14 protein-coding genes are annotated in these 13710 nt (G+C 33.0%); 6 read left to right on the top strand and 8 right to left on the bottom strand.

What is annotated here, in order from left to right:
- Nucleotides 1-5 precede the first annotated feature (5 nt).
- The 4 genes from BUA98_RS04305 to BUA98_RS04320 form a co-directional block, all read right to left on the bottom strand.
- Nucleotides 6-2141 carry a polyribonucleotide nucleotidyltransferase gene (locus tag BUA98_RS04305; protein WP_072970370.1) on the bottom strand — a complete coding sequence of 712 codons (2136 nt, stop codon included), beginning with the start codon at nucleotides 2139-2141 and terminating at the stop codon, nucleotides 6-8.
- Between the two features lie 219 nt (nucleotides 2142-2360).
- Nucleotides 2361-2627 (bottom strand): 30S ribosomal protein S15, encoded by a 267-nt coding sequence (gene rpsO / locus BUA98_RS04310; protein ID WP_026983900.1) that lies wholly within the window; start codon nucleotides 2625-2627, stop codon nucleotides 2361-2363.
- 90 nt (nucleotides 2628-2717) lie between these two features.
- Nucleotides 2718-3668 (bottom strand): energy transducer TonB, encoded by a 951-nt coding sequence (locus BUA98_RS04315; RefSeq protein ID WP_072970371.1) that lies wholly within the window; start codon nucleotides 3666-3668, stop codon nucleotides 2718-2720.
- A gap of 36 nt (nucleotides 3669-3704) precedes the next feature.
- On the bottom strand, nucleotides 3705-4160 hold the full coding sequence (locus tag BUA98_RS04320; RefSeq protein WP_072970372.1) for a GAF domain-containing protein: 456 nt from the start codon (nucleotides 4158-4160) through the stop codon (nucleotides 3705-3707).
- A gap of 72 nt (nucleotides 4161-4232) precedes the next feature.
- On the opposite strand from BUA98_RS04320, the gene xrtF reads away from it, so the two are divergent.
- From xrtF to BUA98_RS04350, 6 genes are all read left to right on the top strand, one after another.
- On the top strand, nucleotides 4233-4769 hold the full coding sequence (gene xrtF, locus BUA98_RS04325) for an exosortase family protein XrtF (RefSeq protein ID WP_072970373.1): 537 nt from the start codon (nucleotides 4233-4235) through the stop codon (nucleotides 4767-4769).
- On the top strand, nucleotides 4759-5205 hold the full coding sequence (locus BUA98_RS04330) for an exosortase F system-associated membrane protein (RefSeq protein ID WP_072970374.1): 447 nt from the start codon (nucleotides 4759-4761) through the stop codon (nucleotides 5203-5205). The genes xrtF and BUA98_RS04330 overlap by 11 nt, the downstream gene beginning before the upstream one ends.
- A 45-nt stretch (nucleotides 5206-5250) precedes the next feature.
- Nucleotides 5251-5649, top strand: a complete 399-nt coding sequence (locus tag BUA98_RS04335) for an HYC_CC_PP family protein (RefSeq protein WP_072970375.1) — start codon at nucleotides 5251-5253, stop codon at nucleotides 5647-5649.
- Nucleotides 5650-5762: 113 nt separating this feature from the next.
- The gene (locus tag BUA98_RS04340; RefSeq protein ID WP_072970376.1) at nucleotides 5763-7769 is read left to right on the top strand and encodes a TonB-dependent receptor plug domain-containing protein; all 2007 of its coding nucleotides are present in this window, start codon (nucleotides 5763-5765) and stop codon (nucleotides 7767-7769) included.
- 54 nt (nucleotides 7770-7823) lie between these two features.
- Complete coding sequence (locus tag BUA98_RS04345) at nucleotides 7824-8165, top strand: heavy-metal-associated domain-containing protein (RefSeq protein WP_072970377.1); 342 nt, start codon at nucleotides 7824-7826, stop codon at nucleotides 8163-8165.
- Between the two features lie 132 nt (nucleotides 8166-8297).
- Nucleotides 8298-8978 carry a DedA family protein gene (locus tag BUA98_RS04350; RefSeq protein ID WP_072970378.1) on the top strand — a complete coding sequence of 227 codons (681 nt, stop codon included), beginning with the start codon at nucleotides 8298-8300 and terminating at the stop codon, nucleotides 8976-8978.
- A 157-nt stretch (nucleotides 8979-9135) separates the two neighbouring features.
- On the opposite strand, the gene rodA is transcribed toward BUA98_RS04350, so the two are convergent.
- Genes rodA through mreC form a run of 4 tightly spaced genes read right to left on the bottom strand, consistent with a single transcriptional unit; the run spans nucleotide 9136 to nucleotide 13671 of the window.
- On the bottom strand, nucleotides 9136-10371 hold the full coding sequence (rodA, locus tag BUA98_RS04355; RefSeq protein ID WP_072970379.1) for a rod shape-determining protein RodA: 1236 nt from the start codon (nucleotides 10369-10371) through the stop codon (nucleotides 9136-9138).
- Nucleotides 10372-10386: 15 nt separating this feature from the next.
- Nucleotides 10387-12351 carry a penicillin-binding protein 2 gene (gene mrdA / locus BUA98_RS04360; RefSeq protein ID WP_072970380.1) on the bottom strand — a complete coding sequence of 655 codons (1965 nt, stop codon included), beginning with the start codon at nucleotides 12349-12351 and terminating at the stop codon, nucleotides 10387-10389.
- Entirely contained in the window at nucleotides 12348-12854 is a 507-nt protein-coding gene (locus BUA98_RS22510; RefSeq protein ID WP_026983889.1) for a hypothetical protein, read from the bottom strand. Before BUA98_RS22510 ends, mrdA begins: the two co-directional genes overlap by 4 nt.
- Nucleotides 12847-13671, bottom strand: a complete 825-nt coding sequence (mreC, locus tag BUA98_RS04370) for a rod shape-determining protein MreC (RefSeq protein WP_072970381.1) — start codon at nucleotides 13669-13671, stop codon at nucleotides 12847-12849. The genes BUA98_RS22510 and mreC overlap by 8 nt, the downstream gene beginning before the upstream one ends.
- Nucleotides 13672-13710: the final 39 nt, after the last annotated feature.

The following is a 13710-nucleotide window of genomic DNA, read 5'->3' on the forward strand; positions in this document are numbered from 1 at the left end:
TCTGATTACTCTTTTTTCTCCTCACGTGGAGGTCTTTGTAAAAGCGCTTTTCTTGACACTTTTTCTTTCTTTGTCTTAGGATCAACACCAAGATATTTCACTTCAAATACATCACCCATGTTTACAACATCAGTAACGTTTTCAGTACGTTCCCAAGCTAGTTCAGATACGTGTAATAAAACCTCGTTTCCTGGTGCAGCAGTGTATTCAACTACAGCTCCGAAATCTAACATTTTAATTACTTTTACTTCGTAAGCTTCTCCCATTTGTGGTTTAAAAGTGATTGACTTAATTTTAGCCAATACTGCTTCAATTCCGGCAGGATCTGTACCTAAGATTTCGATAACACCCTGCTCATCAACTTCGTTGATTACAATAGTAGTTCCTGTAGCTTTTTGTAATTCCTGAATTACTTTTCCACCAGGTCCAATTAATGCTCCAATAAAGTTTCCAGGAATAGTTCTGGTAATGATTTTTGGTGCATGAGCTTTTACGTCAGCTCTTGGAGCAGCGATAGTCTCAGTTAATTTTCCTAAGATGTGTAAACGTCCTTCACGTGCTTGCCCTAAAGCTTGCTCCATAATGTCGTAACGTAAACCATCAATTTTGATGTCCATTTGACAAGCTGTAATACCGTCAGCAGTTCCAGTTACTTTAAAGTCCATATCTCCTAAGTGATCTTCATCACCTAAAATATCAGACAATACAGCAAATTTCTCACCGTCAGTGATTAATCCCATAGCAATTCCAGAAACTGGTTTTACCATTTGAACTCCAGCATCCATCAAAGCCATTGTTCCAGCACAAACTGTTGCCATAGAAGAAGAACCATTAGATTCTAAAACTTCAGAAACAATACGAATTGTATAAGGGCAATCTGCAGGAATCATATTTTTTAAAGCTCTTTGAGCTAAGTTTCCGTGACCAACTTCTCTTCTTGAAGTTCCTCTTAGTGGTTTTGCTTCACCAGTAGAGAAAGGAGGGAAGTTATAGTGTAAGTAGAATTTCTCTTCACCTTGTTCAGATGGAGAATCAATTTGGTTAGCTTCTCTAGATGTTCCTAAAGTTACTGTTGCCAATGCTTGAGTTTCTCCACGTGTAAATAAAGAAGAACCGTGAACTCTTGGTAAGTAATCAGTTTCACACCAGATTGGTCTAATATCTGTTGTTTTTCTACCATCTAAACGAACACCTAATTCTAATACTACATTACGAACAGCTTCTTTGTTAGTTTTGTAGAAATATTTAGAAACTAAATCACCATCAGCAGCCAATTCTTCTTCAGTAAATAAAGCTTTTACTTCTTCTTTTACTTCAGCAAATGCAGCAGTTCTTTCGTGTTTAGCTGAACCAACTTTTGCAATAGCATAAATTTTATCGTATGCTGCAGCTTTTACTTTTTTGTAAATTTCTTCGTTTTCTTTCTCACCTTCGTAAGTACGAATTTCTTTTTTACCAAAAGCAGCTTGCAAACGCAATTGCGCCTGAATTTGAACTTTAATAGCTTCGTGAGCAAATTTAATTGCCTCAACCATTTCAGCCTCTGAAATTTCTTTCATCTCTCCTTCAACCATAGCAACAGAGTCTAAAGAAGCTCCAATCATCATATCGATGTCTGATTTTTCTAATTCTGTTCTGCTTGGGTTAATTACAAATTTTCCATCAATACGTGCAACACGTACTTCAGAAATTAAGTTATAAAAAGGAATATCTGAAACAGCTAATGCTGCAGATGCAGCTAAACCAGCTAATGCGTCTGGCATAACTTCTTCGTCATGAGACATTAATTGAATCATAACTTGTGTTTCAGCATGGTAATCGTCTGGGAAAAGCGGACGTAAAACACGGTCTACTAATCTCATTGTTAATACTTCACTATCGCTTGGACGAGCTTCTCTTTTGAAGAAACCTCCTGGGAAACGACCAGCTGCAGCAAATTTTTCGCGATAATCTACCGTTAACGGTAAAAAATCAACATTTGGGTTAGCGCTACGTGCAGATACTGCTGTTGCAAGTATCATCGTGTCGCCCATTCTTACTACTACCGAACCGTCTGCTTGTTTAGCTAAACGACCCGTCTCGATTGTGATGCTTCTGCCATCACCTAAATCGATCTTTTCTACAAATAATTGTGGAATCATAATTTTTCCTTATTGGTTATACAATGGGTTTTAGTTGTGTTGTAGTTGTTGTGTGTGTAGTTGTTGTTTCTAAAACCCAATGAAAAACCAAACTTTTTTTAATGTCAATATCAATTTCAAAAATCAATATTTATGCGTTTGTAAAGTTAAAAATCTAAAAATGTGATTTTTAATTTAAAATAAAAAAAGAGGCACTTTCGCACCTCTTTCCTATATTGATTATTTTCTGATATTCAATACTTTGATAATCTCACGATATCTGTTGATCTCTTTCTTTTTCAAGTAATCCAACAAAGCTCTTCTTTTACCTACTAATAGTACAAGTGAACGCTCAGTGTTGTAATCGTGACGATTTTTTTTCAAGTGCTCAGTTAAGTGTGAAATTCTGTAAGTGAACAATGCAATCTGACCTTCTGCGCTTCCAGTGTTTGTTGCAGCACCGTGTTGAGCGAAAATCTCTTCTTTCTTTTCTTTAGTTAAATACATTCCAATATTATTTAATGATTTTTATGTATGTCGTACATCCTTTGTAAGACGGGTGCAAAAATAATACTTTTTTTTCGAAAAATAAATTTTTTAGTACCCATTTTTTGCAATTGTTATAGGAAGTGAATATAAAACTCGTACAGGGACACCTCTAATTGTTCCCGGAATCCATTTTTTTGCACCCTTAATTACACTAATGGCACTTTCGTCCAAACCATAGCCAAGTCCTTTAATTATTTTTGGCTCAACCAAATTCCCTTCTTTGTCTACTATAAAAGTTAAGTACATCTTTCCGTAAACTTTGTTTCTGGCTTCAATAGGAATATACATTGATTTTCCAATATAGCTATAAAAGGAATTAATACCTTTTTTCGGACTTGGAGGTTGATTTTTTACCGTATAGGGATGCTCAATACTTAAAGAATCTATTGTAACTCCCGAAACTAATTTTCCATTTTCATAGTTTTCAGTGAAAGTGGATTTCGTTTTTAGATTTTTTCCTTTCCAGATACCATCTGGAAAGCCATTTTTTACTTTTCCGCTTTCTTCTGAATATTCTTCTGTGTCAGCATAATCTCCGTTTCCGTCTGCAATTGTTTGTTCTTTTTTGGAATTCCAGAAGTTATTGATTTTGTATTCAATATCTCCATTTTTGTTTTCAAAATATTCAATTTCAGATTTTATATTTCCATTTTCATACCAGTTGAATTCTTTTCCTGATTTTTTTGTCTTTGCAAAATTTACATTAGACTGTTTGTTGCCATTTTCATAATAAGAAATAAATTGGCCGTCTTTTTTAATAATATCTCTGTCTAAAGTTGTTCCAATAGATTTTAATACTTTGGATTTGTAGTATTCTTTGTAGAGATATGATTTCTTATCTGTATAATAATCTTCAACAATTCTAATGTACTTGTAGTTTTCAGCAGAGCCTTCCACCCAGCAGGAATCAAGAAAAGTTACTTTGCTTTCTGAAAGAGATTGCGCGAATAATTTAGTCGAAAGTAAAAGAAAAAATAGTGTATGTAAAAATGGTTTCATAAATCTGTTAAGCCAAGATGCGCAAATGTATTATTTTTAGTACAATTTGGCAACCTCTTGATTTACAAATTCCAAAAATCTTTCATCAGCTTCGGTAAACGGATCAATAACATGACTATCGATATCAATCTGGCCAATATTCACTCCATTTACAAATAAAGGAACTACAATTTCAGATTTTACTGTAAAGCTACAAGCGATGTAATTGTCCTGAGCAGCTACGTCCGGAACAACAAAATTAGCATTGCTTTCTGCAACTTGTCCACAAATGCCTTTTCCAAAAGGAATTACAGTATGGTCAGTTTCTGCTCCAACATAAGGACCTAAGTGTAAGGTTTTGTTTTCGTGATTCGCAAAATAAAAACCAACCCAGTTATAGTATTCTATATTTTCGTTTAATAACTGACATATTGCCAATAATTTTTCGTCTCTTTCTGCGTTGTTATCAGTAACAATAGCGCTTATTTTTGGTTGTAAATCCTGAAATGTCATGATGTAAAAATTTTTATACAAAAGTATTTAAAGCTAGTCTCAAAAAATACATAAATTTGAAAAAAAAATCTCTTGAAAAAATATTTAATACAATTTAAGCCTTTTCTTGTTTTTATAGGTACCTTCTTTTCGGCTTATATTGTATTGACTTTACTTTATAAGTTTTATTTAAATAATTTTGCGGCCAATGATGTTGATGGATTAACGGCTATTGTTAGTCATAATGTTGAGCAGCTAATGCGGTTTTTAAATTGTGATATTAGTATTCAAAAAAACTTATTCCATCCCTATTTTGAAGTTTGGTATAATAAAAAATACACCATTAGAATTGTAGAAGGCTGCAATGCAATAAGTGTTATTATTTTGTTCGTCTCATTTATTATTGCTTTTTCCGGAAAATTAAAAACGACTGTACTTTTTATAATAACGGGTAGCGTTTTAATATATCTTTTAAATGTTATTCGGATTGCAGTTTTGACCGTTTTATTATTCTATTTTCCTGAAAATGTGCATATTTTGCACGGCGTTTTATTCCCGTTAATTATTTACGGATTGGTTTTTACCTTATGGGTATTTTGGGTTAATAAATTTTCAAAATATGCAAAGTAATTTAATGAAGCATAAGGTTAAAATTATAACCACAATATTTATAGTGTTATGTTTTGGATTAATCAGAACCTTTGAAAGGGAATTGTTTTATGATCCGTTTCTAGAGTATTTTGAGATGAATTATAAAACTTCACCAATTCCTCAAGTTGACTTTTTTAAACTTTTCTGCGGACTCTTTCTGCGATATTTTTTAAATACTGTTTTATCATTGATACTTATCTATATCTTGTTTCGGGATAAAGAGATTTTAAGGTTTAGTACTTTTCTCTATGTATTTTTTATGGTAATACTCTTCGTGTTCATTTTTGTGCTTTTGAATTATTTTCCTGACGCAAACTGGCTGCTTTTTTATGTACGAAGATTTATTATTCAGCCCATATTTGTTTTGCTTTTCATTCCTGCATTCTATTATCAGCAACTAAATTTTAAAAAATAACATTTCATTAAATCTTTTCTGCCGTTTTTTAAATAGTTTTGCAGTATGAATTTAAAAAAGTGCACAGGATTATTTTTAGCTTTCCTATTGTTGGTTTCCAACATTGGGTTCGCTTTTGATGTGCATTACTGCGGAGGAGAAATAGCTTCTCTTTCCTTGAATACATCTGCTGCGGCTGCTCCAGAAAAAAGCTGTTGTGGGTCAACTGAGAAAAAATCATCTTGTTGTAAAGACAAAGTAGTACACATCGAAAAGAAATCGGATAATGCTACTTTCAAATTTTTCTTTTTTCAAATTGCTTTTCCTGCAGTAATTCAGGAATATCAACCCATTGCTTTTTTGTCTGTTCCGAATTTTAAAAGCAATCAAATTATTTCGTATTATTCTGATGCGAATGCGCCCCCTTTATTCAAATTATACAATCAATATATTTTTTACTCCTGATTTTAATGTTTTAGAATCAAGTCTTTTTGTGGCTTGAGGTGTGCTGTTTTAGTTTTCGATTTGAAGATAAACTTTGAAAAACAGTTTTCTAATTACTATTAAAATCATTTTTTATGCAAAAAAATATCATGCTCTTTGGTATGATTTTGCTTTCAGTATCTGTTTTTTCACAAGAAGATTTACAGGAAGTAAAAGTTACTAAAAAGCAAAAAGGAATAAAAAAATCCTATACACTTACATCCAATACAACCGTAATTACAAGCAAAGAATTGTTAAAAGCAGCTTGCTGTAACCTGGCTGAAAGTTTCGAGACAAACCCATCAATCGATGTTAATTTTTCTGATGCTCTGACAGGAACCAAACAAATAAAAATGCTTGGTTTAACAAGTCCGTATTTAATGATTACGGAAGAAAACATTCCTTCAGTTCGTGGCGCTTCTCAGGCATATGGGTTATCATTTACACCTGGGACCTGGATCGAAAGTGTACAAATTACAAAAGGAGCGGGGAGTGTTATTAACGGTTATGAAAGTATTTCGGGCCAAATAAATACGGAACTTTTAAAGCCGCTGAGCGATATTCCGTTTTTCCTAAATGCTTATGGATCTACGGATGCCCGTTTTGAATTGAATACACACTTCAATAAAAAAATATCCGATAAATGGGCGACGAGCTTATTTGTTCACGGAAATACCCGCGTTGCCAAAAACGATATGAATAATGACGGATTTTTGGATAATCCATTAGGGAAACAAATCAATGTTTTAAACCGATATCAATATTATGATCCCGAAAGTGGGTTGGTGAGTTTTATCAATTTCAGATATATGAATGATAAAAAACAAACAGGTGAAGTTGATTTTGATAAAGACAGAGATCGCGGAACAACCAACCATTGGGGGTCAGAAATAAACACTGAACGTTTTGAGGTGTCGACTAAAATTGGTTATGTTTTTAAAGATATGCCTTATCAGAGTATAGGTTTTCAAAACGCCTTTAATAGTCATAATCAAAATTCTTATTTCGGATTAAATCTTTATGACATTAAGCAGAATAGTTTTTATTCGAATTTAATTTTCAATTCGATTATAAATAATACGAAACATAAATTCTCGACAGGTTTAAATTTTACCTACGATCAGTATCAGGAATTTGTGAACGTGACAGATTATAGCCGAATTGATAATTCGGTAGGTGCATTCTTTGAGTATACCTATGATAATACAGATAATTTCAGTTTGATATTAGGTTCGAGAGTAGATAACCATAATCGACTGGGATTTTTTGTAACGCCTCGTTTGCACATGCGCTATAATCCTTGGGAGAATGGGGTGATTCGTTTTTCTGCCGGAAGAGGAAAACGTTCTGCAAATATTTTTGCAGAGAATCAACAGTTGTTTGCAAGTTCCAGAACGTTTTCAATATTAGATAATAATGGAAAAATTTACGGCTTGAATCCTGAAATTGCCTGGAATTACGGCGTTAGTTTTTCGCAGAAGTTTAAACTTTTTAATAAAAATGCCGAAGCTGGTTTTGATTTTTACAGAACCGATTTCCAAAATCAGGCCGTTGTCGATTTAATGCAAAGTCCGCAGGATGTTTTGTTTTATAATTTAAAGGGGAGTTCTTTTGCCAATAGTTTTCAAGTGGAATTCAATTACGAGTTAATTCATAATCTGAATTTGAGAACGGCCTACAAATATTATGATATACAAACAGATTATTTGAAAGGAACTTTTCAACGTCCGCTTCAGGCAAAACATCGTTTTTTAGGAAATTTAGAATATGAGACTCCAATGAATGATGATAAACAATGGAAGTTTGATTATACTTTTAATTGGTCAGGAGAACAACAATTACCTTATACGGCATCGAATCCGGTGGAAGACCAGTTTCCTGAATTTTCGCCTTCATACGCTGTTATGAATGTTCAAATTACAAGAGTTTTTTCACCAGTTTTTGAAGTATATATTGGTGGAGAAAATATTGGAAATTATAAACAGGAGAAAGCAATTTTAGGTGCCGAAGATCCATTTGGACCAAATTTTGATGCTTCTATAGCTTACGCACCAATTTTTGGACAAATGTATTATGCGGGATTACGCTTCAAAATAAAATAAGAAATACAATATCAATTTTAAAATCAATTACAATAACACTAAATAATTAATACAATGAAGAATTTAATTTTAATTGCAATGATCACTTTTTTAGGTTTTTCGGCTCAGGCTCAAACTAAAAAGAACAAGAATTTAAAATATACGACTGAAGTTAACGGAAATTGTGAGCAATGTAAAAAACGTATTGAAAAAGCGGCTTTTAGTGTGCCTGGAGTAAAAACGGCCAGCTGGGATATCAGTTCACATCAGTTAACAGTTATTTTGAATGAAGAGAAGAGTTCTCCTGAGGATTTAAACAAAGCAATTGCAAAAGTGGGTCACGATACCAAAGAAGTAAAAGCAACCCAGACAGATTACGATAATTTACATACATGTTGTAAGTACGAAAGAGATTAATATTTTTTAGAAAGCCAAGCCAATGCTTGGCTTTCTTTATCGTTAATTTATCTTTAAAATGCCGTAATTTATTGTGGTTAAACTAAATTATTCTTACTTTCACAAACTTATAAATGTAACCAAACTCATTTTATGAATAATTTTGATTGGACTCAATTAGTCAACCCTGAATTTTATATAACTTTAAGTATCGGCGGTTTTCAAATTGGTTTATACATAGTACTGTTTATCGTTTTTGCTGAAACAGGACTTTTTGCAGGTTTTTTTCTTCCCGGAGACAGTTTGCTTTTTTTATCAGGGATATACAGCCGCGATTTAGTTCAAAATGTTGTTTATATTCCGAGTGATTTTATCAATGTTTTTTTGCTTTCAACACTAGTAGCTATTATGGGTGTTTTAGGAAATATGACAGGTTATTGGTTTGGTGCTAAAAGCGGTTATTATTTATTTAAGAAAGAAGATACTTTTTGGTTTAAAAAGAAGTACTTGTTGCAATCAAAAGATTTCTTTGAAAAATACGGCGGAAAGGCAATCATATACGCGCGTTTTTTACCAATTTTCAGAACTTTTGCTCCAATTATAGCGGGTATTGTTTCTATGGATAAAAAGAAGTTTATGTTTTTTAATGTGTTGAGCTCTTTTTTATGGTCCTTTATATTAATTTTTTCTGGACATTATTTATACGGTGTCTTTTTAAAGCAAGGAATAGATCTAAAACATCACATAGAATATATTATCGTAATTATTATAATTATATCTACCTTTCCTGTGTTGCTTAAACTGTTAAAGAAAAGACCAATAGAAAAGATATAAGGCTACATTCCAGATATAAAAAAAGTCCGAAGTTTAAAACTTCGGACTTTTTTTATATCTGGAAGAACCTAAGTTCTTTTAGTAATTTCAGGATTCGAAAATCATTTCATTGGAATTTGATTCCGAAGCTTTGGCTACTAAAATTGAATTTTTAAGATTACCATTCATTTACCTTATTCGCATCCATTTTCAAGAATATAAACAATAGAATGGTAAATCCCCAGAGTCCGGAACCTCCATAAGAAAAGAAGGGTAGTGGTACTCCAATTGTTGGAAAAATTCCGATAACCATTGCTATGTTTACAAAAAAGTGCGTGAATAAAATAGCGGCAACACAATAGCCGTAAACCCTGCTGAATTTTGTTTTTTGTCTTTCTGCTAAATAAATAACCCGTAAAAATAGGCCGGCAAAAAGTGCAATCACCACAAACGAACCAGCAAAGCCCCATTCTTCACCAACTGTTGTAAAAATATAATCGGTATGTTGCTCTGGTACGAATCCTCCTTTGGTCTGAGTTCCTTCCAAGAAACCTTTTCCAATCCAGCCCCCGGATCCAATCGCAATTTCCGACTGATTAGTATTGTACCCGATACCTTTCATGTCGACACTTTTTCCTAGTAAAATATTAAAACGGTCTCTATGGTGTTGCTTGAAAACATTATCAAAAACATAATCTACAGAAAAAACAAAGGCTGATATACCAAGCAATATTAAGCCGCTTAAAATGATGTTTCGGTCTACAACCCTTCCTTTGAAATGAATGATCATAAGAACCGCAAAGGCTATTAAAATAACAACATAAGGCTCTAAAACGAGTGTCAGGACAAATAATAAAATGGTTATAAAACCTGTCCATACATACCATGACGGCAAACCTTCTCTGTATAATACAATTATGAAAATACTGTAAATAAGAGCACTTCCCGGATCGGGTTGTGGTAAAATCAATAATACAGGTAGAAATACAATAGCTAAAGCCTGAATTTGCCTGTTTACGTCTTTTAGATTTATTTGAGTATCGCTTAAATATTTCGCTAACGCCAATGAAGTTGCAGCTTTTGCAAACTCAGAGGGCTGTAAGGTAAAGCTGCCTATGGCGTACCAGCATCTTTGGCCGGCAATTGTTTTTCCGAATACAAATAATCCTGCCAATGATAATAGAGAAACTCCAAAAATAATACTGGCATATTTTTCATAGAACTTTCCATCAACAAAAAGAACAACGAATATTAAAGGAATAGTACAACCAATAAAAATTAGTTGTTTTTGATAAGTTCCTTCTGTCGATAATAATGATGAAGAATAAATGTTCAGCCACCCTAATATTACTAACGCAGTATAGATAAAAACACTTATCCAGTCGATGTTATTTTTTACACTTTGATTTTTCATTTGAAATAATCTTTGTTAGTTCTTTTTAGTGGTGTCTACTTTTGTTTTTTTAATTTCTGTTTTCGGAACTACTGCCTTTGGAACAATAATTTTAGCTTTTAAAACAGAGTCTTTAGGTGTAGTTTCAATAGCGCTAGCTTCATTCATACCTCCTAATTTTGCATATTCAACAGCTAGACTTTTGTTTAATACTCTAGTTTCTAAATCAGTTCTGGTGATCTTTTTTCGTAGATATTTTTCAATCATTAAACTGGCGATCGGACCCGCAACAGTTGCACCAAAACCTCCATTTTCAATCATAATGGCTATTGCAATTTTCGGGTTGTCTTTTGGAGCAAAAGCAACAAAAATCGAGTGATCCTTTAATTTTGTCCTAACACCGTCTATTTTTGCGTAGTTCTCAGCGGTACCTGTTTTTCCGCAAATATCAATTCCTTCTACTTTAAGCGCATAAGCGGTTCCTTTATTATATACATCAAATAAACCTGCTATAACCGGTGGGAAATACTTTTTATCAATAGTAGTTTCGTGTTTGGTTGTAAATTTAGCGTCTATTTTTTTACCTTCAATCTTTTTAATGATATGAGGGGTATAATAATAACCTTGATTGGCAACTGTTGCCATCATATTGGCTAGTTGTATAGGAGTCATTAAAACTTCTCCCTGACCAATTGAGTTGGAAACAATCGTTGTGCTTCTCCATCCGCCATTCGGATATATTTTTTTATAGGTTTTAGAAGTTGGAATATTTCCTCTTTTACCAGTTGGTAAATCATATCCCATAAACTGACCTAACCCAAAACTTTTAACGTGATCACTCCAAATATCTACAGCTTTACCAGGATTATTGTATTTATTGATGGTTAACATGTAGGATTGCGCAAAATAGGTATTGCATGAATTGTAAATACCATTGTTTAATTGATGCGGTCCAAAACCGTGGCATTTCATAAAACGACCTCTACCATAGCTAAAACCATGGTGACACATAAAAGTGGTGTGTTCATCAATTACGCCTTCCTGAAGTGCTACCAAACCCGTTAAGATTTTAAATGGAGACCCTGGAGGATATTCTGCCAGAAGACCTCTGTCATATAAAGGTTTTGCAATCGAATCGCGATACAAAAGTGTGTAGTTTTTAGATTTTTGTCTTCCAACCATAATTCCCGGATCATAAGACGGAGCCGTTACTAATGCTAAGATTTCACCTGTTTTTGGCTCAATAGCAACAATTCCACCTCTTTTGTTGATCATTAATTCTTCGCCGTACTTTTGTAGTTCAGCATCAATAGTAATATTGATATCTTCTCCCGCGACAGCGATCGTATCATATTTTCCATTTTTATAGGAACCTATTTCTCGATTGTATTTATCTTTTTGAATGTATTTTACACCTTTTATACCGCGTAAAACTTCTTCGTAACTTTGTTCAACTCCTTGCTGTCCTATTAAATCGCCGCTATTATAGTAAGGATTTTTTGCAATTAATCTTTCGTTTACCTGAGTAATGAAACCAAAAATGTTAGCGCCATAATCTACTTCGTAATCACGAAGTGATCTTTTTTGGAAATAAAAACCTTCGAACTTTCTGATTTTCTCCTGAAAAGCAGCAAATTCACTTTTGTTTAGTTGTGATAAAAATACAGAAGGTAATCGCGGACTATAAACCCTTGCTTTGGCAACTCTTTTCTCGTAATCTTCTTTTGTAATATTTAATAAAGTGCAAAATTCATCAATATTAAGATCTTCTTTAATGTCGCGAGGAATAACCATAATATCATAAGAAGCCTGATTGGCAACTAACAATTTACCATATCTGTCATAAATATAACCTCTTTCAGGATAGTCATACTGTTTTTTTATCGCGTTATTCTCTGATTTTAATTTAAATGAATCATCAATAATTTGCAGATAAAATACCCTGATCAACAGCAAAGATGCTGCGATAATTATTAAGGAGGGCAGCAAAACTTTTCTCATCGTTTATTGGGCTTAATAAGATAGATTATTATGATTGAAATAATTATTGTAAAAATGGTGCTAAATAGGGTTCGGAGTAAAATATCCCAAATAAATTTAAATTGAAACGCTTCGAGTGTAAATAATATTATATGATGTAATAAAACAGAAACCAGTATGAATGAAAAACGTTCAGGTGTTAGGGATTCGTTTAGCTTTATCGTTTGATACTCGTAACTCAGTCCAAATGAAAATTTAAAGATATAAGGCCTGTAATAAGCGAGAATAACACATGCCGTAGCGTGAATACCTCCCGAATTACAAAACATATCCATCGTAAGACCAAGCAAAAAACTTGAAATTATTAAACCTGATCTATTGCTGTTTACAGGATAAAGAATAATATATAGAATGTATGGAAAAGGACTTATGTATCCTAAGAAATTCATGTTGTTAAAAATAACAATCTGAATTGCAAGTAACATAATGAATCGAAAAATATTGACTAACAATGCGCTATTCATCTTTTTCCTTGTTTTCTAAATTAATAAGTTCTTCTCTGTCTTTACTCTTGATAACATATACGTGGCCTAAGTTTGTCATATCGTTGAATAACTTAACTTTTATGACATAATAACTTGTGCCTTCTTTTTTGTATACAATATCCACTGTACCAATATTAATTCCTTCAGGAAAAATTACAGATTGTCCACCTGTGACAATGGTGTCTCCTTTTTTCACAGAAGCTAGTCTTGGAACATCTTCCAACTGAACAAATCCTGTGCTTTTTCCATTCCAGGTCAATGAACCAAAGTGATTGGATTTTTTTAGCTTAGCATTGATCTGTGATTTCATATTCAAAATACTTATCACTGTTGAATATCTTGGTGATGTGTTGTCTACCACTCCAATAATTCCTAAACTATTGATTACTCCCATATCTGGTTTAATTCCTTCATTTGCTCCGGAATTTAATGTAATGTAGTTTTCGTGTCTGTTATAAGAATTGTGAATTACTTTTGAAACAATAATATCTGCAGGTTTTACACCTTTTACACTATCTGGTAACGGTAATTTGCTAGTATCCTCTTTGTTAAAAAGGAGACTTTTTAATCTTGCGTTTTCAAGTACAAGTTCGTCATTTTCGGTTCTTAAATTCAAATATTCATTCACATGATTGATTCTTTCATAAACACCTCCGCTTAAAAAATTAGCCGAGCTGATTACTTTGCTTCTGTGATAGGAATGCGATTGAATTGAGAGAGCCAACGAAATACCTAAAAGCAGCAAAAACAGCAATCGATTACTGTTTCTTATAATAAAATTAAAAATTTGCTGCATTTCTTGTTTGGTTATTTTGTTTCAGGATATGCTTTTGGT

This window comes from Flavobacterium saccharophilum (assembly GCF_900142735.1).
In the GTDB taxonomy this organism is placed as follows: domain Bacteria; phylum Bacteroidota; class Bacteroidia; order Flavobacteriales; family Flavobacteriaceae; genus Flavobacterium; species Flavobacterium saccharophilum.

Bases quoted from the DNA above. Each gene is read 5' to 3' on its own strand.
- BUA98_RS04345 (WP_072970377.1), top strand. From the start codon at position 7,824: ATGAAGAATTTAATTTTAATTGCAATGATCACTTTTTTAGGTTTTTCG.
- rpsO (WP_026983900.1), bottom strand. From the start codon at position 2,627: ATGTATTTAACTAAAGAAAAGAAAGAAGAGATTTTCGCTCAACACGGT.
- BUA98_RS04340 (WP_072970376.1), top strand. From the start codon at position 5,763: ATGCAAAAAAATATCATGCTCTTTGGTATGATTTTGCTTTCAGTATCT.
- rodA (WP_072970379.1), bottom strand. From the start codon at position 10,371: ATGAAAAATCAAAGTGTAAAAAATAACATCGACTGGATAAGTGTTTTT.
- BUA98_RS04350 (WP_072970378.1), top strand. From the start codon at position 8,298: ATGAATAATTTTGATTGGACTCAATTAGTCAACCCTGAATTTTATATA.
- mrdA (WP_072970380.1), bottom strand. From the start codon at position 12,351: ATGAGAAAAGTTTTGCTGCCCTCCTTAATAATTATCGCAGCATCTTTG.
- mreC (WP_072970381.1), bottom strand. From the start codon at position 13,671: ATGCAGCAAATTTTTAATTTTATTATAAGAAACAGTAATCGATTGCTG.
- BUA98_RS04320 (WP_072970372.1), bottom strand. From the start codon at position 4,160: ATGACATTTCAGGATTTACAACCAAAAATAAGCGCTATTGTTACTGAT.
- BUA98_RS22510 (WP_026983889.1), bottom strand. From the start codon at position 12,854: ATGAATAGCGCATTGTTAGTCAATATTTTTCGATTCATTATGTTACTT.
- BUA98_RS04305 (WP_072970370.1), bottom strand. From the start codon at position 2,141: ATGATTCCACAATTATTTGTAGAAAAGATCGATTTAGGTGATGGCAGA.
- BUA98_RS04315 (WP_072970371.1), bottom strand. From the start codon at position 3,668: ATGAAACCATTTTTACATACACTATTTTTTCTTTTACTTTCGACTAAA.
- BUA98_RS04330 (WP_072970374.1), top strand. From the start codon at position 4,759: ATGCAAAGTAATTTAATGAAGCATAAGGTTAAAATTATAACCACAATA.
- BUA98_RS04335 (WP_072970375.1), top strand. From the start codon at position 5,251: ATGAATTTAAAAAAGTGCACAGGATTATTTTTAGCTTTCCTATTGTTG.